Raw genomic sequence first — 22580 nt, 5'->3', positions numbered from 1 at the left:
GATGACGGCAATCCCGAGAAGCGGATATGGCGTTCCAACATGCGGACTTCGCACGAGGCAGGAAAGAAGGACCTTCGCTGGGCTGCGGGGGCTCCTACATGGACTTCTGTGGACACAGCACGGGGCGAAGGTCCCGGCGCGAGGCGGGCATCGTTGCCCGGGCGCCCTGGTCTGATGCCCCGCGGTCACGGAATCGAAACCGCCGGGTAACGGACTACTTATGTTGCGTACTGCATAGTGTCTCACTCTCGCGGCGGTTAGCCTACGACGCCACCGATCCAGGTTCCCAGGATGTACGTCACACCGGCGGCCGCACCACCCAGGAGCAGCTGACGGGCGCCGCTGTACCACCAGGACCGGGCGGTGACCCGTGCGACGACCGCGCCGCAGGCGAAGAGCCCGATGAGCGCGAGCAGCACGGCCGGCCACAGGGCGGTCGCCCCGAGCAGGTAGGGCAGCAGGGGCAGCAGCGCGCCCAGCGCGAAGGACCCGAAGGACGAGACGGCGGCGACGAGCGGCGAGGGCAGGTCGTCCGGGTCTATCCCGAGTTCCTCGCGGGCGTGGATCTCCAGCGCCTGCTCCGGGTCGCGGGAGAGCTGCATGGCGACCTCGCGGGCGAGGGCGGGCTCGACGCCCCGCGAGACGTAGAGCTCGGCGAGCTCCTCCATCTCGTCGACGGGGTGCTTGCGCAGCTGCTGGCGCTCCACGTCCAGCTCGGCGAGGACCAGTTCGCGCTGCGAGGCGACGGAGGTGTACTCCCCGGCCGCCATCGAGAAGGCGCCGGCCGCGAGGCCCGCCAGGCCGGTGATGACGATCGTCTGCGGGGCGACGGCACCGCCGGCCACACCGGTCATCAGCGCGAGGTTGGAGACGAGGCCGTCCATGGCGCCGAACACGGCGGGCCGCAGCCATCCGCCGTTGACGTCGCGGTGGGTGTGGTTGTCGCGGTGGGCGGTGTGCAGCGGCGCTTCGATGTCGATGATGGACATGCGTCGAATCTCCCCTTTTCGTACGAGTGGGTACGCGAAGGCACCGCGCAGCCGTGCCCACCATCCGGGCACCCCCTGAACACCTCGAAACTACGCACGATTTCTGCCGCCCGCCAGCAAGGAAGGCCGTACTTACCTGGGGTTTCGCGGGTCGGCGACCGGGTGACGGCGACGTTCGCGGGGCGTTTCGCGGCGAGCGACAAACCTCATGCCGTGGCACAAATCCCCCAAGGGCTCATCATGAGTCCCATCAAGTGGAGAGGCGCGCCATGGAGCTGATCGCATCCCTTCCGCAGGCCCATCCGCAGGTCGTCCTCGAACGGGCCAGGGGCGCTCTTCTCGGCCTCGCGGTGGGCGATGCGCTGGGCGCCCCCGCGGAGAACATGAAGCCGTCGGAGATCCGGGCGAAGTGGGGCCGCATCGAGGGCTTCGTCTCGGACGACCCGGCGGGCACGGACGACACGGAGTACGCCATCTTCTCGGGCCTGCTGCTGGCCCGGCACGGCTCGGCGCTCACCGTCGCCCACGTCGAACGGGCCTGGCACCACTGGATCGCGGACCTGGACGAGGGCCCCTTCCGCGGGGCCGGCTTCTCGGAGCGCGGCACCCTGGAGAACCTCCGGCGGGGCCTGGCCGCGCCCATCTCGGCGCAGCACCGCCACGCCTGGAGCGACGGCCTCGCCATGCGGGCGGCCCCGTTCGGGGTGTTCGCGGCGGGCCGCCCGGCGGAAGCCGCCCGGCTCGTCGCCATCGACGGCTCGGTCAGCCACGACGGCGAGGGCATCTACGGGGGCCAGGCCGTGGCCGCCGGGGTCGCGGCGGCGATGGCGGGCGGCTCCCCCGCCTCCGTGGTCTCGGCGGCCCTGTCGGTCATCCCGTCCGACTCCTGGACGGCCCGCTCCCTGCGGCGCGCTGTCACCGCCGCCCCGCGCGGGGAGCGGGCGGTGCGGTCGGCGGTGGTCATCGGGGGCTACCCGTGGACGGACCTCGCCCCGGAGGCGGTGGGCCTGGCGTTCGGGGCCTTCGCCGCCTGCGCGGGCGACTTCTCCGCCTCCGTCCTGACCGCCGTCAACATGGGCCGGGACGCCGACACCACCGCCGCCGTGGCGGGTTCCCTGGCCGGGGCCCTGTCCGGCGCCGCCGCGATCCCCGCCGCCTGGGCATCGGCCATCGGCCCGGTCCGGGGCAGCTGCCTCCCCTCGATGCGGGGCTACCACGTCCTGGACATCGCGGACCTCCTCACCCCGGAAACCGAGCCGCCCCGATGACCCCGAACCCCACCCTGCCCCCGCCGCCGCCGACTCCGACGGCAGCTCCGACCACGGTCCCGACTCCGGGCCCGACTCCGGGCCCGACTCCGGGTCCGGCCGCGAGCCCGGCTCCGGCCCCAGGCCCGACCGAGGGCCCGGCCCAGGCGGCGCCCGCGACTCCGACTCCCGCCCAGGCCACGGCTCCGGCGGCAGGCCTGGCCGCGGCCCCGGCCCCCGGAGGCCGCGGAGTGGTGGAAGCCGGCGGGGTGTCCGTCGCCCCGGCGGGCCCGGCCGGGCCAGGGTCCCGGCACGGCGTCGGGGGTCCGCCCCCGGCGTTCGTGCGGGTCCGGCTCCGGGAGGCCCCCGCGACCGGGCCCGGGGGGCCGCCCCCGGTCGCGGGGCCGGGCGGGGCGCGGGGAGCCTCCGCGCCCGGCGGCGCCCCGCGCCCGGAGACCCGTACCCCGGACGGACCTCCACCGGCACGCGCGCCGCGACGGATCGAGGGGCTCCTCCTCGGTCTCGCCGCCGGAGACGCCGCCGGCTGGCCCGCCGCCCGCCACCGCGCCAGCCGCATGCCCGAGTGGACCCGCCGCCTCACCCGCGAGCTCGACACCTTCGCCGAGCAGAACGCCACCACCACCCTCCCCGTCCCCATCGCCCTCAACCAGCCCCCCGAGCCGCTCCGCCTCGGCCCCTCCGACGACGCCGAATGGGCCGCCTTCGCGGCCGAGTCCGTCCTCACCGCCGCCGGGGTGCTGCTCAGCGACCTCTCCCGGTCCCGCCGCATGCGCGCCGCCATCGACCTCGCCTGGAACGCCCTGGCCTCCGAAATCGCCGCGGCAGCGGAACGCGCCCCCGAGGTCGAGTCCGCCGTGCTCCCCCTGCGCGCCCGCATCTCCGTCCGCGCCGGCCTCGGCAACCTCGCCGCCGGCCTGCGCCCGCCCGCCACCGGCCACGACAACCCGCACTACTTCGACGACGCCGCCTGCGTCCGCGCCTGCGTGCTCGCCGTGGTCCACCCCGGCGACCCCCGGGCCGCCGCGGACCTCGCCGAGTTCGACGCCCGCTACACCCAGGACGGCGACGGCGTCCACGGGGCACGCGCCATGGCCGCCGCCCTCGCCACGGCCCTCGCGGGCGCGGACACCGACACCGCCGTCGACGCCGCCCTCGAACAGCTGCCCGCCGCCACCGAGATCGGCCGCAACGCCCGGCACGCCGTCGAACTCGCCCGCGCCGACGGCGGGGCCGGCGCGTTCGCCCTCGTCCCCCTCCTGGAACACCAGATCGTGGACCACGTCTACAGCTACGGCATCGCCGCCGCCGAGACCGTCCCCGTCGCCCTCGCCCTCGCCACCGCCGCCCGCGGCCGCGTCGCCGAAGCCGTCCCGGCCGCCGCCTGCCTCTCCCGCGTCGCGGACTCCGCCCCGGCCCTCGCGGGCGCCCTCACCGGAGCCCTCGGCGGCGGCGACTCCCTCCCCGCGGCCTGGCGCGAGGCCTGCCGCACCCTCTCCGGCTGCGCCCTGCCCCGCCTCGCCGGCACCGACCTCGTGGAACTGGCCGCCCTGCTCACCCGTACGGAACTCACCTCACCCAAGGGATGATTCGGACATGACGCTCACACTGGAGGACCGGTTCACCGGGGCCCTCGTCGGAGCCGCCGTCGGCGACGCGCTCGGCGGCCCCGTGGAGGGCTGGTCCCCCGACCGGATCGTGGAACGGCACGGCGGCCGCGTGCACGGCATCGTCGGCCCCTGGTACGAGGACTGGCGCACCGCCCGCCCCATCGCGCCGTACCACAAGGGCGACGGCCACGTCACCGACGACACCCTGATGACGCACGCGCTGGTCCGGGTGTACGCGACCGTCCGGGACCACCTGGACGCGTACGCGGTCGCCGACCACCTGGTCCCGGACCTGATGACGGTCCCCCGCTGGATCCCGGAACTGGAGGCGGAGGCCCTGCCCCTCCAGCGGGTGTTCCTCGCCGAGAAGTGGATCGTGACCCGGCTGCACTACGCGCACGCCGACCCCCGCGAGGCCGGCACCGGCAACATCGTCAACTGCGGTGCGGCGATGTACATGGCACCGGTCGGACTGGTCAACGCGGGCAACCCGGCCGCCGCGTACGCCGAGGCCCTCGACGTCGCCGGCGCGCACCAGTCCTCGTACGGGCGGGAGGCGGCGGGCGTCTTCGCGGCGGCGGTGGCGGCGGCCTGCGCACCGGGCGCGAGCGCCGCCTCGGTAGTGGAGACCGCCGTGGCCCTGGCGAAGGACGGCACCCGTGCCGCCATCGCCGCCGTGCGCGAAGTCGCCGCCCGGCACCGGGACTTCGAGTCGGCGCTGGCTCCGCTCCGGGAGGCAGTGGCCCCGTACGACTCGGTCGGCCCGGACTACCGCGCGCCCTCCCTCGGCGCCCGGCGGCCGTCCCGGCTGCACTCCATCGAGGAGCTCCCCGTCGCCCTCGGCATGCTGCTCGTAGCGGACGGCGCCTACGAGGCCGCCGTGCTCGGCGCCGTCAACTACGGCCGCGACTGCGACTCCACCGCCACCATGGCGGGCGCGATCGCGGGCGCGCTGGGCGGTGCGGGGGCCGTGCCCGAGGGGTGGGCCAAGCGGGTCGCCGAGGCCAGCCGCCTCGACCTGCACGGGCCGGCCGCGGAGCTGGCGGCGGTCGCCCGGGAGGTCTTCGCCCGCGACCGGGAGCGCCGCCGCGCCCACGAGACGGCCTTCACGGCCATCGCCTCCCCGCGGTGACGGGGGATCCGGCCGGGGAACCGGCCACGCCCGGTCACGGGGCCGGCGCCCGGGTGGCCCCCGTACGGCTGACCTGGGCGCAGCCCGAGGACCTGATCGGGCACGAGCTGCGGCAGGCCGCGGAGGACGGCCGGGACGCCGGGCCCGTGCTGCGCGCCTGGACGGCCGCGGGCGGCCGGCCGGCCCCCGTGCGGACCGGCGCCTCCCCCGCCCCGGCCCCGCCGGAACTCCGTGCCCTGGCCTCCCGACTGCTGGACGAACTCGCCGCCCTCCCGGCCCCGTCGGCCGCGACGGAACCCACCGCCTGGCCGGCGATCCGGGCCACCTGGCCCCCGGTCCCCCCGGCACCCGCCCCGGAGGACCCACGGGCCGCGTCCCGCCCCGGGCGGAGCCCCGCCACCCAGGACTCCCGGCCGCACGGTCCGGACCGTCCCGCGCCCGCGACCGGATCCCCGTACCCCGGTCCGCGAGGCACGGGAACGGACCCCGGCCGGCCGGCCCACGGAACCGGGCCCCTGGACCGCGACCCCACTGCGGAGGCGCGCCACGCCCGCCTCCCGGGCCACCACCCCCGGAGCCCCGGTGCGCGGGCCGCCGGGGTCACCGCACCGCCCCCGGACCGGGGTCCGGGCGAGGCGGGGCCGGCGGCGGCAGGCGGACCGCACCAGCGGAACCGGACGGCCGAGCGGCCCGCCGCACCAGGCCCGGCGCCCAGGCTGGGCGCCGGGCCGGAGCCGGAATCGGGGCCGGGGCGCGGGTGCGGGGCCGGGGGCCGGTCGGGCCTCGGGCCCGATCCCGTGCTGCGCCGCAGGCTGGAGGCCGCCTGGCTCGGCCGGGCCGTCGGCTGCGTGCTCGGCAAGCCCGTCGAGAAGCTCCCCCTCGACGGCATCCGCGCCCTCGCCCGCGCCACCGGCAACTGGCCGCTGGCCGACTGGTTCACCGCCCGCGGCGTCCCCGCGGAGCTCCTCGCCGCCCACCCGTGGAACCGCCGCTCCGCCGCCACCTCCCTCGCCGAGAACATCGACGGCGTCCCCGAGGACGACGACCTCGACCACCCCCTCCTCGGCCTCCTCCTGCTCCAGCGGCACGGCAAGGCCTTCGCCACCGCCGACCTCGCCCGCCTCTGGCTGGACGAGCTCCCGGCCGGCCGCGCCTTCACCGCCGAACGCGTCGCCTACCGCAACCTCCTCCTCGGCCTGGAGCCCCCGGAGACCGCCACCCACCACAACCCCTTCCGCGAGTGGATCGGGGCCCTGATCCGCGCCGACGTGCACGGCTGGACCAACCCCGGCGACCCGTCCGCCGCCGCCGAACAGGCCTACCGGGACGCCACCCTCACCCATACCGCCAACGGCGTGTACGCCGCCCTCTTCACCGCCGCGACGATCGCCGAGGCCGCCGGCGGCCGGGCCGACGTGCACACCGCGCTCCGGGCCGGGCTGGCCGTCGTACCGCCCCGCTCGCGCCTCGCCGACGCCGTCCGCTTCGGGATCCGTACCGCCCGCGACGAGGCGGACTTCGACCGGGTCGTGGACCGGCTGCACGCCTGCTACGGCCACTACCACTGGGTGCACGCCCTCCCCAACACCGCCCTGATCGCCGCCGCCCTCACCCACGCCGACGGGGACTTCACCCACTCCGTGTGCCGGGCCGTCTCCGGCGGCTGGGACACCGACTCCAACGGCGCCACGGCCGGCTCGGTCGCGGGGATCCTGACGGGGTCCCCCGACCGCATCCCGGAGCGCTGGACGGCGCCCCTCAAGAACCGCCTCGCCACCACCGTCGCCGGATTCGACGGCATCGGCTTCGACACCCTCGCCCACCTCACCGCCCAGGAGGCAGCCCGATCATGACGGCCATCGCCGTGCTCGGCAGTACGAACATGGACCTCGTCGCCTACGTGCCCCAGGCACCCCGTCTCGGGGAGACCGTCACCGGACGGGAGTTCCGCACCGTCCCCGGCGGCAAGGGCGCCAACCAGGCGGTGGCCGCCGCCCGCCTCGGCGGGGAGGTGGTGATGATCGGCGCCGTCGGGGCGGACGAGTTCGGCGTACGGCTGCGCTCCGCGCTCACCGCGGCCGGGGTCGAGACGGCCGCGCTGCGCACCGTCGAGACGGCCAGCGGCACGGCGCACATCACGGTCGACGACGAGGGCGCCAACAGCATCGTCGTGATCCCCGGCGCGAACGGCACCGTCACCGGTCTGGAGGCGGGCGACGCCTCCCGCATCGGGGCCGCCGACTGCCTGCTGCTCCAGCTCGAACTCCCCCTGGAGGCCGTCCTCGCGGGCGCCGCGGCCGCCCGCGAGCAGGGGGTCCGTACGGTCCTCACCCCGGCCCCCGCGCGTCCGCTGCCGCGGGAACTGCTGGAGCTGATCGACCTCCTGGTGCCGAACGAGCACGAGGCGGCGGCCCTCACCGGCCGCACCGATCCCCTCGCAGCGGCGGAGGCCCTGCTGCGCGACGTGCCGGAGGTGGTGGTGACCCTGGGCGCGGCCGGCGCCCTGTACGCGGCACGCGGGCGGGAGCCGGTGACCGTAGCGGCGCCCCGGGTGCGGGCGGTGGACACCACCGCCGCCGGGGACACCTTCGTGGGGGCCCTCGCCGTGGCCCTCGGGGAGGGCCGTCCGATGCCCGGGGCACTGGACTGGGCCTCCCGGGCGGCCGCCCTGTCGGTGCAGCGCCACGGCGCCCAGGACTCGATGCCGACCCGCGCCGAGGTCGACCACCCGACGGCCCCGCCCCCGGCCCGGAACCCGGCCCCGGCCCCCGGCGCCGGGACCGGCTCCCGCGCCGACTCCCGGACCGACACCGGCACCGGGACCGACACCGGCACCGGCACCGCCGCTCGGGTGGAAGCCGGATCCGGGCCGGGGGCCGACCCTGCCGACCCGGCCGCCGCCGCCGGCGCCGCCGGGACCGCCGCCGGGGCCCGGCCCGGGTGCGGGGGTGACCTGTGAGGGCCCCCGGGTTCGGGCCCCGCTCCCCGGGGCCGCTGGAAGGGCTCCGGGTGCTCGACCTCGCCACCCTCTTCGCCGGGCCGCTCGCCGCCACCCTGCTCGGGGACTTCGGTGCCGAGGTGGTCAAGGTCGAGCACCCCGACCGCCCCGACCCCTCCCGCGGCCACGGCCCCGCCAAGGACGGCGTCGGGCTGTGGTGGAAGCTGCTCGGGCGGAACAAGCGGACGATCACCCTCGACCTGTCCACCCCCGGCGGCCGGGACACCCTGCTGCGGCTGGCCGCCACCGCCGACGTGGTCGTCGAGAACTTCCGCCCCGGCACCCTGGAGAAGTGGGGTCTGGGCTGGCCGGAGCTGTCGGCCGCCAACCCGCGCCTGGTGCTGGCCCGCGTCACGGCGTTCGGCCAGCGGGGCCCGTACGCCCACCGGCCCGGCTTCGGCACCCTCGCCGAGGCCATGAGCGGCTTCGCCGCGATCACCGGCGAGCCGGACGGCCCGCCCACCCTGCCGCCCTTCGGCCTCGCCGACTCGATCGCCGCGCTCACCACCGCGTACGCCGTGATGACGGCGCTCGCGGGACGGGACCGCACCGGCCGCGGGCAGGTCGTGGACCTGGCGATCATCGAGCCGATCCTCACCGTGCTGGGCCCCCACCCGCTCTGGTACGACCAGCTCGGCTACGTCCAGCCGCGCACCGGAAACCGCTCCACCAACAACGCGCCCCGCAACACCTACTGCAGCGCGGACGGCCGCTGGCTGGCCGTCTCCACCTCGGCGCAGTCCGTCGCCGAGCGGGTGCTGCGGCTGGTCGGCCGGCCGGAGCTGATCGCGGAGCCCTGGTTCGCGACCGGCTCCGGGCGGGCCGCCCACGCGCACGTCCTCGACGAGGCGGTGGGCGGCTGGATCGGCCGCCACAAGGCCGACGACGTGGTCGCCGCCTTCGAGGAGGCCGAGGCTGCGGTGGCCCCGGTCTACGACGTCCGGGACGTGATGGCCGACCCGCAGTTCGCCGCACTGGACACGGTCACCGAGGTCGAGGACCCCGAGCTGGGCCCGGTCCGCATGCAGAACGTCCTCTTCCGGCTGTCCGCGACCCCCGGCGGGATCCGCTGGGCGGGCCGCCCGCACGGCGCCGACACCGATGCCGTCCTGACCGAGCTCGGCCTGACCGGGGCCGAGATCGCCGCCCTCCGAACGGAGCGTGCACTGTGATCCTGACCTGGCTCTACGCCCCCGGGGACCGCCCCGAGGTGGTGGCCAAGGCCCTGCGGTGCGGGGCGGACGCCGTCATCGTCGACCTGGAGGACTCGGTATCGGCCTCCCGCAAGGAGTACGCCCGCGCGGCCACCGCCGAGCTGCTCAGCGAGCGGCCCCCGGTCCCCGTCCACGTCCGCGTCAACGCGCTCGGCTCCCCCTGGGCCGGCGCCGACCTCACCGCGCTGGTCCGGCTGCGCGGGCTCGCGGGACTGCGGCTGCCGAAGATCGACGCCCCCGAGCAGATCGGCCGGGTCGCCGACCGGGCGGGCGGGGTGGCCCTGTACGCGCTGCTGGAGTCCGCACTGGCCGTGGAGCGGGCCTACGAGATCGCCCGCGCACACCCGTCCCTGCACGGGCTGACCCTCGGCGAGGCCGATCTCCGGGCCGACCTGGGCGTCACCGCGGAGGCCGGGCTGGACTGGCCGCGCTCCCGGGTGGTGGTCGCCGCCCGCGCGGCCGGGCTGGCGCCGCCGGCCCAGTCGGTGTTCCCGGACATCCGGGACCTGGAGGCACTGGCCGCCTCCTGCGCGCGCGGCCGGGCGCTCGGGTTCCTCGGCCGGGCGGCGATCCACCCCCGCCAGCTCCCGGTGATCGAGGGGGCCTACCTCCCCCGGCCCGAGGAGGTCACCGCCGCCGAGGAGATCGTCACCGCCGCCCGGGCCACCCCGGGGGCCCTGGCCCTGCCCGACGGCCGCTTCGTGGACCCGGCCGTGGTGGCCGCGGCCCACCGCACCCTGACCCTCTCCCGCCGGGCGGACGCGCGCTGACCCCGGGTACGCCGGAGGGGGCGCCGCGGCCCGCGCGACGCCCCCTCCGGTGGGACCCGTTCAGCTCTTGTCGGCCTCGGCCCCGGCCTCGGCCCCGGCCTCGGCCCCGGCCTCGGCCCCGGCCTTGGCCCCGGTGCCGGTGCCGGGCTTGCGCAGATCGGCCTTGACGGCCCCCTCGGGCTCCTTGGCGTCGCCGGTCTTGGCGTCGCCGGTCTTGGCACCACCGGCCCCGGCGTCGAGCGCCGCCGCCTCGGCGGGACCGCCGGAGGCACCCGCACCGGTCTCCGGTTCCACGACCTCCTCGCGGCCCGGCCGCAGCTTCGCCGAGAGGACGAAGTAGACCACCGCGAGGATGAAGACCACGATCGCGGTCCAGACGTTCAGCCGCACCCCGAGGATGTGGTGCGCCTCGTCGACCCGCATGTACTCGATCCAGCCGCGGCCCAGGCAGTACGCGGCCACGTACAGGGCGAAGGCCCGGCCGTGCCCGAGCTTGAAGCGGCGGTCGGCCCAGATCACCAGCGCCGCGACGCCGAGGCACCACAGCGATTCGTAGAGGAAGGTCGGGTGGTAGGTGCCGGCGACCCGGTTGGGCCCTTCGCTGATCTTCAGCGCCCACGGCAGGTCGGTGGCGCGCCCGTAGAGCTCCTGGTTGAACCAGTTGCCCCAGCGGCCGAAGGCCTGGGCGATGGCGATGCCGGGGGCCAGGGCGTCGGCCCAGGCGGGCAGCGGGATGCCGCGCAGCCTGCAGCCGATCCAGGCTCCGACCGCGCCGAGCGCGATCGCGCCCCAGATGCCCAGGCCGCCTTCCCAGATCTTGAAGGCGTCGACCCAGTCGCGGCCTTCGCCGAAGTAGAGCTGGTAGTCGGTGATCACGTGGTAGAGGCGGCCGCCGACGAGGCCGAACGGCACCGCCCACACGGCGATGTCCGCGACCGTGCCCGGCTTTCCGCCGCGCGCGATCCACCGCTTGTTGCCGAGCCAGACGGCGACGAAGACGCCGATGATGATGCAGAACGCGTAGCCGCGGAGCGGGATCGGTCCGAGATGGATCACGCCGGTCGACGGACTGGGGATATAGGCAAGGGTCATGGCAGACATGACGCTACCCTGCCGGGCGGTACCGACCGCAACCCGCCCGGCAAGCTGAAACCAAAACCACACACGGCGAAGGCCGGCCGGTCACTCCTGGGCTGCCCCCGCTGCCCCCTTGGACAGGGACTTCGAGCCGCCCGACCCGGACGCCCTGCCCGAGGCCGACGCCGACGGGGACGCGGCGGCCGACGGAGACGCCGAGCCGGAGGGCTTGCCCTTCGGGACCCCGGCGGCGGCCTCGACCTTCGCCTTCAGCTTCTGGGGGGTGAGCGGATCGGCCTGGTCGGCGAAGATGTCCTTGCCGTCGAGCAGGACGGTCGGGGTGCCGCGGAACTTGCCGGCCGCGAAGGCCCCGTGCGACTTGCCGACCCAGCTGTTGTGCGTGCCGTCCTCCACGCAGGAGCGGAACGCGGCGGTGTCCAGGCCGTCCACCTTCCCGGCCAGCTCCAGCAGCCTGGCGTTCTTGCCGTAGGCGTCGTCGGTCTCCTCCGGCTGGTTCTGGAAGAGGAGGTCGTGGTAGGCGGCGAACTTTCCGGCGTCCTGGGCGCAGGCGGCGGCGTTGGCGCCCTTGAGCGAGCCGCTGCCGCCCATGTTCCCGTCGATCAGGGTGACGAGGTGGTACTCGACCTTGAGCAGCCCCCTGGACTCCAGGTCGTGGATGGTGTCCCGGTAGTTGGTCTCGAAGGCCTTGCAGGCGGGGCAGCGGAAGTCCTCCCAGACGGTCAGCTGGGACTTGGCCCCGGCCGGACCGGTCTGGATGGCGAGCGCGTCCTTGCCGGTGGCTCCCGACGGCGCGGCCACCGGACCGGCCTTGGCGGACTTGTCCCCGGACCCGGTGTTGGCGGCGATCAGGCCGACCACGGCCGCCAGGCCGAGGACGCCGACCACCGCCGCCGAGACGATGAGGGTCCGCCGGCGCTTGTCCCGGGTCTTCTGCCGCTCGCGCTCCTGCTGGAGTCGCTCCCGGGCCGATCGTTTCGTCGTCGCATCGCGGTTCGCACCGTCGTTCTTCTCGCTCACGTTCGGCCAAACGAAGCGGGGAGGCACTCGCGTGCCTCCCCGCTCCCGTTTCCACTCGATCGGGCTACAGAACCCCCGTCGGGGCCCGCCCGGCGTCAGGACCTGCGTACGCCTTCCGCGAGCTCGCCCGCCAGGGCCCGTACGGCGGCCAGCCCGGCCTGCTCGTCCGGCGCGTCCAGCAGCAGCTTCACGAAGGCCGAACCGACGATCACGCCGTCGGCGAAGCTCGCCACCTGCTTGGCCTGGACGGGGTTGGAGACGCCCAGACCCACGCAGACCGGCAGCTCGGTGGTGGTGCGGGTGCGGCGCACCAGCTCCTGGGCCTCGTTGCCGACGGACTCGCGGGTGCCGGTGACGCCCATGAGCGAGGCGGCGTAGACGAAGCCGGAACCGGCGGCCGTGATGGTCGCCAGGCGCTCGTCACGGCTGCTGGGGGCCACGACGAACACGGTCGCCAGACCGTGCTCCGCCGCGTGCTCGCGCCACAGCGCGGACTCCTGGACCGGAAGGTCGGGCAGGATGCAGCCCGCGCCGCCCGCCGCCGCCAGCTCGGCGGTGAACCGCTCGACGCCGTAGCGGTCGATGGGGTTCCAGTAGGTCATGACGAGGATCGGGACCCCGGTGGCCTCGAAGGTCTCGCGCACGGTCCGCAGCACGTCGGCGATCTTGACGCCGCCGCGCAGGGCGATGTCGTCGGCCGTCTGGATGACCGCGCCGTCCAGGACGGGGTCGCTGTGCGGCAGACCGATCTCCACGACGTCCGCGCCGCCCGCGATGATCGCCTTGGCGGCCTCGATGGCGCCGTCGACGGTCGGGAACCCGGCCGGGAGGTAGGCGACGAGGGCCGCGCGGTCCTCGGACTTCGCCTTCGCGAGGGTGGCGCTCAGCAGTTCGATGTTGCCCTGGTTGCTCACTTGTTCTCCCCCTCGGTCCCGTTCTCGGACGTGCCGTCGTACAGGCCGAAGTAGCGTGCGGCCGTGTCCATGTCCTTGTCGCCGCGGCCGGACAGGTTGACCACGATCAGGCCGTCCTTGCCCAGCTCCTTGCCCAGGTCGAGGGCTCCGGCGAGGGCGTGCGCCGACTCGATGGCCGGGATGATGCCCTCGGTGCGGGACAGCAGGCGCAGGGCCTGCATGGCGGCGTCGTCGGTGACCGCGCGGTACTCGCCGCGGCCGGTGTCCTTGAGGTAGGAGTGCTCGGGGCCGATGCCCGGGTAGTCCAGACCCGCGGAGATCGAGTAGGGCTCGGTGATCTGGCCCTCCTCGTCCTGGAGGACGTAGGAACGGGAGCCGTGCAGGATGCCGGGCTCGCCCGCGGTCAGGGTCGCCGCGTGCTCGCCGGTCTCCACGCCGTGTCCGGCGGGCTCGAAGCCGACCAGGCGGACGTCGGCGTCCGGGATGAAGGCGTGGAAGAGGCCGATGGCGTTGGAGCCGCCGCCGACGCAGGCCGCGACGGCGTCGGGCAGGCGGCCCGCGCGCTCCAGGATCTGGCGGCGGGCCTCGACGCCGATGACGCGGTGGAAGTCGCGGACCATGGCCGGGAAGGGGTGCGGTCCGGCGACGGTGCCGAAGAGGTAGTGGGTCTCCTCGACGTTGGCGACCCAGTCGCGGAACGCCTCGTTGATGGCGTCCTTGAGGGTGCGCGAGCCCGACTTCACGGCGATGACCTCGGCGCCGAGCATGCGCATGCGGGCCACGTTCAGGGCCTGGCGCTGGGTGTCGATCTCGCCCATGTAGATGGTGCAGTCGAGGCCGAAGAGGGCGCAGGCGGTGGCGGTGGCCACGCCGTGCTGGCCGGCGCCGGTCTCGGCGATGACGCGGGTCTTGCCCATGCGCTTGGTGAGCAGCGCCTGGCCCAGCACGTTGTTGATCTTGTGCGAGCCGGTGTGGTTGAGGTCCTCGCGCTTGAGGAAGATCCGGGCGCCGCCCGCGTGCTCGGCGAAGCGGGGCACCTCGGTGAGGGCGCTGGGCCGGCCCGTGTAGTTGACCATGAGCTCGTTGAGCTCGGCGGCGAAGGCCGGGTCGCCCTTGGCCTTCTCGTACTCGACGGCGACCTCGTCCACGGCGGCGACCAGCGCCTCCGGGATGAACTTGCCGCCGAAGTCACCGAAGTAGCCCTCGGTGTTCGGGACGTGACCCTCCGGGTCCGGGATGAAGAACGAGCTGGTGGACATGGCCACTACTCCTACGTGTACGGAATGCGCGACGGGGGGCTGGTTGCACCGTATTGCGCCGTCGGTCCGCGGCCCGCGCACCCCGCTGGGGGTGCGCCGCCGTGCGGACGCCCGGCCCGCGCCGGAGCCTGGGGCTCGGGCACGGGGCCGTGCGCGACCTCCCGTCCGGCACGTCTTCGCGTACCGGGCCGGGGCGGCCGTCGTCTACAGCGCGGCTCCGCCGCGCCATCGCATTCCGTTGACCTGACCGGGCTCGGAGCCGATCACGTACCGCACCCGCCGGCCGTGCACGCGCCGGGCCGGGGCGCGGCAGCCGCGGGGGCGGCAGCCGCGCGCCAGGGGCGCGTGCGCCGTCGGCACGCCGGCCGGGCCGTGGCCCGGTCGGGTGCGGACGGAGGGGCGGGAAGGAGGCATGGGAAGGGTCAGCTCCGGCCGTGGCGCAGGGCGGGGTGGGCTCCGGCGGCGACGAGGTCGGCGACGGCCGCCTTCGGGTCGCGTCCGGTGACCAGGGACTCTCCGACGAGGACGGCGTCGGCGCCCTCGTTGGCGTACGCGATCAGGTCGTGCGGTCCGCGGATGCCGGACTCGGCGACCTTCACGATGTGGGGCGGGATCTCTCCGACGATCCGCTCGAAGGTGGAGCGGTCGACCTTGAGGTCCTTGAGGTTGCGCGCGTTGACGCCGATGATCTTGGCGCCCGCGGCGACGGCCCGCTCGATCTCCTCCTCGTCGTGGACCTCCACGAGCGGGGTGAGGCCGATGGACTCGGCCCGCTCGATGAGGGAGACGAGGGCCTCCTGGTCCAGGGCAGCGACGATCAGCAGCACGAGGTCGGCGCCGTAGGCGCGGGCCTCCCACAGCTGGTACGCCGTGACGATGAAGTCCTTGCGCAGGATCGGGATGTCCACGCGGGCGCGGACGGCCTCCAGGTCGGCCAGCGAGCCGCCGAAGCGGCGCTGTTCGGTGAGGACGGAGATGACCGCCGCACCGCCGGCCTCGTAGTCGGCGGCGAGCCCGGCCGGATCGGCGATCGCGGCCAGCGCGCCCTTGGAGGGGCTGGAGCGCTTGACCTCGCAGATCACCTTGACGCTGTCGCCACGCAGGGCGGCGACACCGTCCTTGGCCTGGGGCGCCTTGGCGGCACGCTCCTTGAGCTCGTCGAGGCTCACGCGGGCCTGCCGTTCGGCAAGGTCTTCGCGGACCCCTTCGATGATCTCGTCGAGCACACTCACGCGAGCGGCCCCCTTCCGGGTTGATGACGGTCGGCCGCCTTGCAGACACGTTCCACTGCAAGGTCAGCACTCAAATGGTATCCGCAGCTCTCTACGCGCTCTGCACTGACTTCGCGGTTTCCCATTGACTGGACAGTCGGAATATGGCATTCCCATGGCTCCCCGCAAGGGGCGCCGCGCTTCACGGGGCGAGAGCGGAACCAAACGGGAGATTTCGGACGATCGAGAAGAGCAGCACCAGCGCGCCGATCCCCCACCAGTACGCCGGCCGCAGCGCGATCCGCGGCGCCGGACGGCCGCCGAAGGCCCGCACCAGCCACAAGGCCAGGAAACCGGCGAAGACGAAGTAGCCCGCGACGGCCACGGCATTGGCGCCGAGCGCCGCGGCGAGGTCCCCCTGGGCGAAGGCGTGCGCGCTGCGCAGCCCGCCGCAGCCCGGACACAGGATCCCGGTCAGCCGCAGCAGCGGGCACACCGGGTAGTGACCGGGCTCGTTCGGGTCCACGGTGCCCACGTACGCGAAGGCGGCCACGGCCCCGGCCAGGGTGAGCACCGGCGCGACGGCCCGCCGGACCCGCGGCACCGCCGCGGGCGACGGCTCGGGCGGTACGGGCCACCGGGGCCCGGACCCGCCGGGCGGGGCGGCGGGAGCGGGGGCGGCGGGGGTGCGAGAGGCGTCCACCCGCTGATTCTCTCCGGTCATGACAAAAGGCGCAGCCCGACCGGGCCGCGCCTTTCGAACCGCGGGATCCGCGGGAACCGCGCTCAGACCTTGGCGGGAACGCGGTTGGCGGCGATGACCTCGGCGAGGTCGCGGTGGGCGGCCTTCGGCGCGCCCATGCCCGCGGCCCGCATCGCGAGACCGACGACTCCGCCGAGCGCGACGACGACGAGACCCGCCCAGAACCCGAGCGGGTTCGCCAGCACCATGAAGGCGCCGGAGACGCAGAAACCGATGAAGGCGATGATGACACCGGTCCAGGCGGCCGGGGTGTGTCCGTGGCTCGTGCCCGCCATGAGTTGCTCCTCGTTGCTCTGTCGCACGTGCGGTACGCACGCTCACTGTCATTGTCCCGCACGGGGCGTGCGGATTCTCCACTGGGTGGGGCTTAGTGGGTGGGGTCCTCGCCCCGGTCCAGAGCCTTCCACAGGTCCTCCGGCCGGTCCGGGTCCACCGCCGCGGGAGTCCTGTGGCGCGGGCTGCCGTCGCGCTCGTAGCGGCCGCCCATGGCGGGCCAGCCACGGCCGAAGCGGACCGCGAGGAGCCCGGCGAGCAGGATCAGGACCGCGCCCGCGGCCGTGATGTACGGCCAGGCCGTATGGGTCAGTTCGGCCGCCCGGGCGGCGGTGTCGGCCGTGGCGGTGACGGCCCGTTCGTCGAGCGCCCGGTGGTCGTCGGCGGCGGCCACCGCGGACAGCGCCCCGCCGAGGCCGCTCAGCGCGAGCAGGACGGACACCAGCAGCCGCCCGCGGCCCCGTACGGCGAACACCGCCACCAAGGCCGCGAGGCCGACGATGGCCAGGGCCGCGGGCAGGCCCGTGACGGCCCGCCCGTCCGCCGTCAGCGGGAGCGAGCCGCCTCCCACGGCGGCGCTGCCCCGGGCCCAGACGCGGCCGGAGGCGAGCAGGACGACGGTGGCGCCGAGCGCGCCGAGCAGCAGGGCGACGGCCACGCTGCGGCGGGCGCTCCCGGCCTCGGGGGCCTCGGCGTCGGCGGGGGCGGCGGGGGGTGGGGGTACGGCACTCACGTACCCCACTATCCCCTACGCCCTCAGCCGTGGTGGAGGCGGTTCGCCGCTCCCACGGCGCGGAGCACGGCGGCCGCCTTGTTGCGGCACTCCAGGTCCTCCAGCTCCGGTACCGAATCCGCGACCACACCCGCTCCGGCCTGCACGTACGCCGTCCCGTCGCGCAGCAGCGCGGTGCGGATGGCGATCGCCGTGTCGGAGTCGCCCGCGAAGTCGAGGTAGCCGACGCACCCGCCGTAGAGGCCCCGGCGGGAGGGCTCCAGCTCCTCGATGATCTGCATGGCGCGCGGCTTGGGGGCGCCCGAGAGGGTGCCGGCCGGGAAGCAGGCGGTGAGCACGTCGAAGGCGGTCTTGCCCTCCGCGACCCGCCCGGTGACGGTGGAGACGATGTGCATGACGTGCGAGTAGCGCTCGATGCTCATGAAGTCCACGACCTCGACCGAGCCCGGCTCGCAGACCCGGCCCAGGTCGTTGCGCCCGAGGTCGACGAGCATCAGGTGCTCGGCGCGCTCCTTGGGGTCGGCCAGCAGCTCCTCGGCGAGCTCGTTGTCCCGCTGCGGGGTCGCGCCGCGGTGCCGGGTGCCGGCGATGGGGTGGACCATGGCCCGCCCGTCCTCGACCTTGACCAGCGCCTCGGGGCTGGACCCGACCACGTCGAAGCCGTTCTCGAAGCGGAAGAGGTACATGTACGGGGACGGGTTCGTGGCCCGCAGGACGCGGTACACGTCCAGTGCGGAGGCGCTGCAGGGGGTCTCGAACCGCTGCGAGGGCACCACCTGGAAGGCCTCGCCGGCCCGGATGCGCTCCTTGACGTCCTCGACGGCGGCCTGGAACTGCTCTCCGCCCCAGAGCGCCTCGAAGGCGGGCAGCTCGGACTCCGGGAGCGGGGCCGGTACGTAGGGCGCGGGCCGGGCGAGGTCCGCCTCCATGGCGTCGAGGCGGGCGACGGCGTCCGCGTAGGCCTCGTCGGCGCCGGTGTCGAGCGCGTTGTGGTTGATCGCGTTGGCGATCAGCAGGACCGTGCCGTCCCAGTGGTCGAGGACCGCCAGGTCGGAGGTGAGCAGCATGGTGAGCTCGGGGAGCCGCAGGTCGTCGGAGGTGTGCTCGCCGATGCGCTCCAGCCGGCGGACGATGTCGTAGCCCAGGTAGCCGACCATGCCGCCGGTGAAGGGGGGCATCCCGCCCGCGAGGTCGCGGGGGGTGTGCAGGGCCTCGACGGTGGCGCGCAGCGCCTGCAGCGGGTCGCCGTCCGTGGGGACGCCGACGGGCGGGGTGCCGATCCAGTGCGCCTGGCCGTCCTTGACGGTCAGGGTGGAGGCGCTGCGGACGCCGACGAAGGAGTAGCGGGACCAGGAGCGGCCGTTCTCGGCGGATTCGAGGAGGAAGGTGCCCGGGCGTTCGGCTGCCAGCTTCCGGTAGAGCCCGACGGGGGTGTCCCCGTCGGCCAGGAGTCGGCGGCTCACGGGGATGACGCGGCGGTCGGCCGCGAGCTTGCGAAACGTCTCAAGATCCATGGCGGGGGAACCTACCTAGCTATTCGGCGGCCAGCGGAAGGACATCGGCGTCGAAACACGTGCGGGCGCCGGTGTGGCAGGCGGCGCCGACCTGGTCGACCTTGACGAGCAGGGTGTCCGCGTCGCAGTCGAGGGCCACCGACTTCACGTGCTGGACGTGGCCGGAAGTGTCCCCCTTGACCCAGTACTCCCGGCGGCTGCGGGACCAGTAGGTGCAGCGGCCGGTGGTCAGGGTCCGGTGCAGGGCCTCGTCGTCCATCCAGCCGAGCATGAGCACCTCGCCGGTGTCGTACTGCTGGGCGATGGCCGGTACCAGACCGTCCGCGGAGCGCTTGAGGCGGGCGGCGATGGCGGGATCGAGTGAGGACGTACTCATGCGGGCCATTGTGCCGCGTGATCGGGGCCGGAACGGATCACTGTCCGCCTGATGAGCACGCGCGGGGCGGTATCCGGCCGTAGGCTGTCGCGCATGTCTACCCATGCGAAGCGTGAACGCCTGCTGCTGGCGGACCTGTTGGAGGCGGCCGGGCCGGAGGCGCCGACGCTGTGCGAAGGCTGGCGGGCGCGGGAGCTCGCGGCGCACGTGGTGGTCCGGGAGCGGCGCCCGGACGCGGCGGGCGGCCTGCTGCTGAACGCGCTCAAGGCCCGCCTGGACCGGGCGATGGCGGAGTACGCGGCCAAGCCGTACGAGGAGCTCATCCAGCTGATCCGGACGGGGCCGCCCCGGATGTCGGTGTACGCGCTGAAGCAGATCGACGAGGCCGCCAACGCGGTGGAGTTCTACGTCCACGCGGAGGACGTGCGGCGGGCGCAGCCGGACTGGTCGCCGCGGGCGCTGGACCCGGTGTTCTCGGACGCGCTCTGGTCCCGCCTGGAGAAACTGGCCCGCCTCACCGGCCGGCGCTCCCCGGTCGGGCTGGTCCTGCGGCGCCCGGACGGGCGGACGGCGGTGGCGCACAAGGGGGTGCCGGTGGTGACGGTCACCGGGGAACCGGGCGAACTGACGCTGTTCTGCTTCGGGCGGCAGGACGCGGCGGCGGTGGAACTGGAGGGCGAGAAGGAAGCGGTGTCCCGCCTGACGCGGGCGCAACTGGGCATCTGACTCCGCCGGACCCGGCCCCGCCGGCGATCGGGCGGCGGGGCACGGGGGGGGATCAGCGGACCGGGTGGCCCGCTTCGCGGAGGGCGGACTTGACCTCGGCGATCCGCAGGTCGCCGAAGTGGAACACCGAGGCCGCGAGCACCGCGTCGGCACCCGCCTCGATGGCCGGCGGGAAGTGCTCCAGTCTGCCGGCGCCGCCGGAGGCGATCACCGGGATCGTGACGTGCCTGCGGACCGCCGCGATCATCTCGGTGTCGTAGCCGTCCTTCGTGCCGTCGGCGTCCATCGAGTTGAGCAGGATCTCCCCGGCGCCGAGTTCGGCGGCCCGGTGGGCCCACTCGACGGCGTCGATGCCGGTGCCCCGGCGGCCGCCGTGGGTGGTGACCTCGAAGGAGCCGGAGGCCGTGCGGCGGGCGTCGACGGACAGCACCAGGACCTGCCGGCCGAAGCGTTCCGCGATCTCCTGGATCAGCTCCGGGCGCGCGATGGCGGCCGTGTTCACGCCCACCTTGTCCGCGCCGGCCCGCAGCAGCTTGTCGACGTCGTCCGCCGTGCGGACGCCGCCTCCCACCGTCAGGGGGATGAAGACCTGCTCGGCGGTGCGGCGGACCACGTCGTAGGTGGTCTCGCGGTTGCCGGAGGAGGCGGTGATGTCCAGGAAGGTCAGCTCGTCGGCGCCTTCGGCGTCGTACAGCTTGGCCATCTCCACCGGGTCGCCGGCATCGCGCAGGTTCTGGAAGTTGACGCCCTTGACGACCCGGCCGTTGTCCACGTCCAGGCAGGGGATCACGCGTACGGCGAGGCTCATCCGGCCACCGCCTTGTACGCCTCGACCTCCACCTCGACGACCATCGACGGGTCGACGAAGCCGGAGACGATGATCATCGAGGCGGCGGGGCGGACGGTGTCGAAGAGGGCCTTGTGGGCGCGGCCCACCTCGTCCACGTCCCGGGCGTGCGTGAGGTACATCCGGGTGCGGACGACGTCGTCGGGGCCGAGCCCGGCCTCGGCGAGCGCCTTGAAGGCGACCTCGAAGGCCTTGACGGCCTGGTCGTACGGGCCGCCCCCGTCGGCCGCGGTGCAGCCGGAGACGAGGACGAGGCCGTTGGGGAGGGCGACGGCGCGCGAGTAGCCGATGACGTCCTCGTAGGGGCCGCCGGAGGAGATGCGGCGTACGTCTGCGGAGCTCATGCGGAGACCACCTTCAGGGCTTCTTCCAGGGTGAAGGCCTTGGCGTACAGGGCCTTGCCGACGATCGCGCCCTCGACGCCCTCGGGGACCAGCGCGGAGAGCGCGCGCAGGTCGTCCAGGGAGGAGATGCCGCCGGAGGCGACGACGGGGCGGTCGGTGGCGGCGCAGACGTTCTTCAGCAGCTCCAGGTTGGGGCCGGTGAGGGTGCCGTCCTTGCCGATGTCGGTGACGACGTAGCGGGCACAGCCCTCGGAGTCCAGGCGGGCGAGGGTCTCGTAGAGGTCGCCGCCCTCGCTGGTCCAGCCGCGGCCCTTGAGGGTGGTGCCGCGCACGTCCAGTCCGATGGCGATCTTGTCGCCGTGCTCGGCGATGGCCCTGGCGGCCCACTCCGGGGTCTCCAGGGCGGCGGTGCCGAGGTTCACGCGGGTGCAGCCGGTGGCGAGGGCCGCGGCGAGCGTGGCGTCGTCGCGGATGCCGCCGGACAGCTCGACCTTGATGTCCATGGCGCGGGTGATCCCGGCGACCAGGGCGCGGTTGTCACCGGTGCCGAAGGCGGCGTCCAGGTCGACGAGGTGCAGCCATTCGGCGCCGGAGCGCTGCCAGGCGAGGGCCGCCTCCAGCGGGGAGCCGTAGGAGGTCTCGCTGCCGGAGACGCCGTGGACGAGGCGCACGGCCTGGCCGTCGCGGACGTCGACCGCGGGGAGGAGCTCAAGCGTCTTCATCAGAGGGTCTCGATCCAGTTGGTGAGCAGCTGGGCACCGGTGTCACCGGACTTCTCGGGGTGGAACTGGGTGGCCCACAGGGCTCCGTTCTCCACGGCCGCGACGAAGGGACGGCCGTGGGTGGCCCAGGTGACCTTGGGCGCGCGGATGGCCGGGTTGGTGACCTCCAGGCTCCAGTCGTGCGCCGCGTAGGAGTGGACGAAGTAGAAGCGGGCGTCGGCGTCGAGCCCGGCGAAGGCCTGGCTGTCGGCGGGCGCGTCCACGGTGTTCCAGCCCATGTGGGGGACGACGGGGGCCTTGAGCGGGCCGACCGTGCCGGGCCACTCGTCGAGGCCCTCGGTCTCCACCCCGTGCTCGATGCCGCGCTCGAAGAGGATCTGCATGCCGACGCAGATGCCCATGACCGGGCGGCCGCCGGAGAGGCGGCGGCCGATGATCCAGTCGCCGCGGGCGTCCTTGAGGCCCTGCATGCAGGCCGAGAAGGCGCCCACGCCGGGGACCAGGAGGCCGTCGGCGTCCATCGCCTTGTCGTAGTCGCGGGTGATCTCGACGTCGGCGCCGACGCGGGCGAGGGCCCGCTCGGCGGAGCGGACGTTGCCGAAGCCGTAGTCGAAGACGACGATGTTCTTTGCTGCGCTCATTCCCAGATTCCTTGGATTCGCAGGACTCCGGCCGCGAGGCACATCACGGAGCCGAGGGCGAGCAGAATGATCACCGACTTGGGCATCTTCTGCTTCTGGAAGGAGTAGACGCCCCCGGCCAGGAACAGGCCGAGGACGATCAGGATGGTGTTGAGGCCGTTCAC

The 22580-nt window shown here is 74.6% G+C and carries 24 protein-coding genes and 1 pseudogene; 8 read left to right on the top strand and 17 right to left on the bottom strand.

Annotation, left to right across the window (positions count from 1 at the left end):
* Positions 1-257: 257 nt before the first annotated feature.
* Positions 258-989, bottom strand: a complete 732-nt coding sequence (locus tag ACZ5D2_RS28620) for a VIT1/CCC1 transporter family protein (RefSeq protein ID WP_371678977.1) — start codon at positions 987-989, stop codon at positions 258-260.
* A 269-nt stretch (positions 990-1258) separates the two neighbouring features.
* Here ACZ5D2_RS28620 and ACZ5D2_RS28615 point away from each other — a divergent pair, with 269 nt between their 5' ends.
* From ACZ5D2_RS28615 to ACZ5D2_RS28585, 7 genes and pseudogenes are all read left to right on the top strand, one after another.
* Positions 1259-2257 carry an ADP-ribosylglycohydrolase family protein gene (locus ACZ5D2_RS28615; protein ID WP_266838523.1) on the top strand — a complete coding sequence of 333 codons (999 nt, stop codon included), beginning with the start codon at positions 1259-1261 and terminating at the stop codon, positions 2255-2257.
* Complete coding sequence (locus ACZ5D2_RS28610; RefSeq protein ID WP_468933191.1) at positions 2254-3843, top strand: ADP-ribosylglycohydrolase family protein; 1590 nt, start codon at positions 2254-2256, stop codon at positions 3841-3843. The genes ACZ5D2_RS28615 and ACZ5D2_RS28610 overlap by 4 nt, the downstream gene beginning before the upstream one ends.
* 7 nt (positions 3844-3850) lie before the next feature.
* Positions 3851-4996, top strand: coding sequence for an ADP-ribosylglycohydrolase family protein (locus ACZ5D2_RS28605; RefSeq protein WP_468933189.1), 1146 nt, complete (start codon positions 3851-3853; stop codon positions 4994-4996).
* 515 nt (positions 4997-5511) lie between these two features.
* Positions 5512-6849 (top strand): ADP-ribosylglycohydrolase family protein, encoded by a 1338-nt coding sequence (locus ACZ5D2_RS28600; protein WP_468933246.1) that lies wholly within the window; start codon positions 5512-5514, stop codon positions 6847-6849.
* A pseudogene (gene rbsK / locus ACZ5D2_RS28595) lies at positions 6846-7721 on the top strand (ribokinase); the annotation flags it as partial. The gene ACZ5D2_RS28600 and the pseudogene rbsK, both read left to right, overlap by 4 nt.
* A 284-nt stretch (positions 7722-8005) precedes the next feature.
* Entirely contained in the window at positions 8006-9166 is a 1161-nt protein-coding gene (locus tag ACZ5D2_RS28590; protein ID WP_371678973.1) for a CaiB/BaiF CoA transferase family protein, read from the top strand.
* Complete coding sequence (locus tag ACZ5D2_RS28585; protein ID WP_371678972.1) at positions 9163-9978, top strand: HpcH/HpaI aldolase/citrate lyase family protein; 816 nt, start codon at positions 9163-9165, stop codon at positions 9976-9978. Before ACZ5D2_RS28590 ends, ACZ5D2_RS28585 begins: the two co-directional genes overlap by 4 nt.
* A gap of 60 nt (positions 9979-10038) precedes the next feature.
* On the opposite strand, the gene lgt is transcribed toward ACZ5D2_RS28585, so the two are convergent.
* The 11 genes from lgt to hisI all read right to left on the bottom strand — a co-directional run bounded on the left by lgt (position 10039) and on the right by hisI (position 19145).
* Complete coding sequence (gene lgt / locus ACZ5D2_RS28580; protein ID WP_468933184.1) at positions 10039-11070, bottom strand: prolipoprotein diacylglyceryl transferase; 1032 nt, start codon at positions 11068-11070, stop codon at positions 10039-10041.
* A 90-nt stretch (positions 11071-11160) separates the two neighbouring features.
* Positions 11161-12093 carry a DsbA family protein gene (locus tag ACZ5D2_RS28575; protein ID WP_371678970.1) on the bottom strand — a complete coding sequence of 311 codons (933 nt, stop codon included), beginning with the start codon at positions 12091-12093 and terminating at the stop codon, positions 11161-11163.
* A gap of 95 nt (positions 12094-12188) precedes the next feature.
* Positions 12189-13007, bottom strand: a complete 819-nt coding sequence (gene trpA, locus ACZ5D2_RS28570; protein ID WP_371678969.1) for a tryptophan synthase subunit alpha — start codon at positions 13005-13007, stop codon at positions 12189-12191.
* Positions 13004-14266: a tryptophan synthase subunit beta gene (gene trpB, locus ACZ5D2_RS28565; protein WP_371678968.1), complete on the bottom strand. Its 1263-nt coding sequence runs from the start codon at positions 14264-14266 to the stop codon at positions 13004-13006. Before trpB ends, trpA begins: the two co-directional genes overlap by 4 nt.
* Positions 14267-14470: 204 nt before the next feature.
* Positions 14471-14680 (bottom strand): tryptophan biosynthesis modulator TrpM, encoded by a 210-nt coding sequence (gene trpM / locus ACZ5D2_RS28560; RefSeq protein WP_266838532.1) that lies wholly within the window; start codon positions 14678-14680, stop codon positions 14471-14473.
* 8 nt (positions 14681-14688) lie between these two features.
* Entirely contained in the window at positions 14689-15498 is an 810-nt protein-coding gene (gene trpC, locus ACZ5D2_RS28555; RefSeq protein WP_371678966.1) for an indole-3-glycerol phosphate synthase TrpC, read from the bottom strand.
* A gap of 181 nt (positions 15499-15679) precedes the next feature.
* The gene (locus ACZ5D2_RS28550) at positions 15680-16201 is read right to left on the bottom strand and encodes a DUF2752 domain-containing protein (protein WP_371678965.1); all 522 of its coding nucleotides are present in this window, start codon (positions 16199-16201) and stop codon (positions 15680-15682) included.
* A gap of 62 nt (positions 16202-16263) precedes the next feature.
* Complete coding sequence (locus ACZ5D2_RS28545) at positions 16264-16515, bottom strand: HGxxPAAW family protein (RefSeq protein ID WP_266838535.1); 252 nt, start codon at positions 16513-16515, stop codon at positions 16264-16266.
* A 92-nt stretch (positions 16516-16607) separates the two neighbouring features.
* Entirely contained in the window at positions 16608-17255 is a 648-nt protein-coding gene (locus tag ACZ5D2_RS28540; protein WP_371678964.1) for a TIGR02234 family membrane protein, read from the bottom strand.
* A 14-nt stretch (positions 17256-17269) separates the two neighbouring features.
* Positions 17270-18760 carry an anthranilate synthase component I gene (locus ACZ5D2_RS28535; protein WP_371678963.1) on the bottom strand — a complete coding sequence of 497 codons (1491 nt, stop codon included), beginning with the start codon at positions 18758-18760 and terminating at the stop codon, positions 17270-17272.
* A 19-nt stretch (positions 18761-18779) separates the two neighbouring features.
* A complete protein-coding gene (gene hisI / locus ACZ5D2_RS28530; protein ID WP_371678962.1) occupies positions 18780-19145 on the bottom strand; it encodes a phosphoribosyl-AMP cyclohydrolase in 366 nt (121 codons plus the stop codon).
* A gap of 84 nt (positions 19146-19229) precedes the next feature.
* On the opposite strand from hisI, the gene ACZ5D2_RS28525 reads away from it, so the two are divergent.
* Positions 19230-19862, top strand: a complete 633-nt coding sequence (locus ACZ5D2_RS28525; RefSeq protein WP_371678961.1) for a TIGR03085 family metal-binding protein — start codon at positions 19230-19232, stop codon at positions 19860-19862.
* Between the two features lie 52 nt (positions 19863-19914).
* On the opposite strand, the gene hisF is transcribed toward ACZ5D2_RS28525, so the two are convergent.
* Genes hisF through ACZ5D2_RS28500 form a run of 5 tightly spaced genes read right to left on the bottom strand, consistent with a single transcriptional unit; the run spans position 19915 to position 22580 of the window.
* Positions 19915-20670 (bottom strand): imidazole glycerol phosphate synthase subunit HisF, encoded by a 756-nt coding sequence (hisF, locus tag ACZ5D2_RS28520; protein ID WP_468933174.1) that lies wholly within the window; start codon positions 20668-20670, stop codon positions 19915-19917.
* The gene (locus ACZ5D2_RS28515; RefSeq protein ID WP_371678959.1) at positions 20667-21053 is read right to left on the bottom strand and encodes a RidA family protein; all 387 of its coding nucleotides are present in this window, start codon (positions 21051-21053) and stop codon (positions 20667-20669) included. Before ACZ5D2_RS28515 ends, hisF begins: the two co-directional genes overlap by 4 nt.
* Positions 21050-21775: a bifunctional 1-(5-phosphoribosyl)-5-((5-phosphoribosylamino)methylideneamino)imidazole-4-carboxamide isomerase/phosphoribosylanthranilate isomerase PriA gene (gene priA, locus ACZ5D2_RS28510; protein ID WP_371678958.1), complete on the bottom strand. Its 726-nt coding sequence runs from the start codon at positions 21773-21775 to the stop codon at positions 21050-21052. The genes ACZ5D2_RS28515 and priA overlap by 4 nt, the downstream gene beginning before the upstream one ends.
* On the bottom strand, positions 21775-22422 hold the full coding sequence (hisH, locus tag ACZ5D2_RS28505; protein WP_371681302.1) for an imidazole glycerol phosphate synthase subunit HisH: 648 nt from the start codon (positions 22420-22422) through the stop codon (positions 21775-21777). The genes priA and hisH overlap by 1 nt, the downstream gene beginning before the upstream one ends.
* A complete protein-coding gene (locus ACZ5D2_RS28500) occupies positions 22413-22580 on the bottom strand; it encodes a hypothetical protein (RefSeq protein WP_266838544.1) in 168 nt (55 codons plus the stop codon). Before ACZ5D2_RS28500 ends, hisH begins: the two co-directional genes overlap by 10 nt.

The sequence above is a fragment of the Streptomyces sp. NPDC031479 genome, assembly GCF_055581065.1.
The sequence above is the reverse complement of the archived record's forward strand: the minus strand, read 5'-3'. Positions and strand labels throughout refer to the sequence as shown.

What these genes read in the sequence shown, in the direction of transcription:
- ACZ5D2_RS28545 (WP_266838535.1), bottom strand. Translation starts at nt 16,515, where the DNA reads ATGGCGGGCACGAGCCACGGACACACCCCGGCCGCCTGGACCGGTGTC.
- ACZ5D2_RS28605 (WP_468933189.1), top strand. Translation starts at nt 3,851, where the DNA reads ATGACGCTCACACTGGAGGACCGGTTCACCGGGGCCCTCGTCGGAGCC.
- ACZ5D2_RS28515 (WP_371678959.1), bottom strand. Translation starts at nt 21,053, where the DNA reads ATGAGCTCCGCAGACGTACGCCGCATCTCCTCCGGCGGCCCCTACGAG.
- ACZ5D2_RS28550 (WP_371678965.1), bottom strand. Translation starts at nt 16,201, where the DNA reads ATGACCGGAGAGAATCAGCGGGTGGACGCCTCTCGCACCCCCGCCGCC.
- ACZ5D2_RS28525 (WP_371678961.1), top strand. Translation starts at nt 19,230, where the DNA reads ATGTCTACCCATGCGAAGCGTGAACGCCTGCTGCTGGCGGACCTGTTG.
- hisI (WP_371678962.1), bottom strand. Translation starts at nt 19,145, where the DNA reads ATGGCCCGCATGAGTACGTCCTCACTCGATCCCGCCATCGCCGCCCGC.
- priA (WP_371678958.1), bottom strand. Translation starts at nt 21,775, where the DNA reads ATGAAGACGCTTGAGCTCCTCCCCGCGGTCGACGTCCGCGACGGCCAG.
- hisF (WP_468933174.1), bottom strand. Translation starts at nt 20,670, where the DNA reads ATGAGCCTCGCCGTACGCGTGATCCCCTGCCTGGACGTGGACAACGGC.
- lgt (WP_468933184.1), bottom strand. Translation starts at nt 11,070, where the DNA reads ATGACCCTTGCCTATATCCCCAGTCCGTCGACCGGCGTGATCCATCTC.
- ACZ5D2_RS28535 (WP_371678963.1), bottom strand. Translation starts at nt 18,760, where the DNA reads ATGGATCTTGAGACGTTTCGCAAGCTCGCGGCCGACCGCCGCGTCATC.
- trpB (WP_371678968.1), bottom strand. Translation starts at nt 14,266, where the DNA reads ATGTCCACCAGCTCGTTCTTCATCCCGGACCCGGAGGGTCACGTCCCG.
- ACZ5D2_RS28615 (WP_266838523.1), top strand. Translation starts at nt 1,259, where the DNA reads ATGGAGCTGATCGCATCCCTTCCGCAGGCCCATCCGCAGGTCGTCCTC.
- ACZ5D2_RS28620 (WP_371678977.1), bottom strand. Translation starts at nt 989, where the DNA reads ATGTCCATCATCGACATCGAAGCGCCGCTGCACACCGCCCACCGCGAC.
- trpM (WP_266838532.1), bottom strand. Translation starts at nt 14,680, where the DNA reads ATGCCTCCTTCCCGCCCCTCCGTCCGCACCCGACCGGGCCACGGCCCG.
- ACZ5D2_RS28610 (WP_468933191.1), top strand. Translation starts at nt 2,254, where the DNA reads ATGACCCCGAACCCCACCCTGCCCCCGCCGCCGCCGACTCCGACGGCA.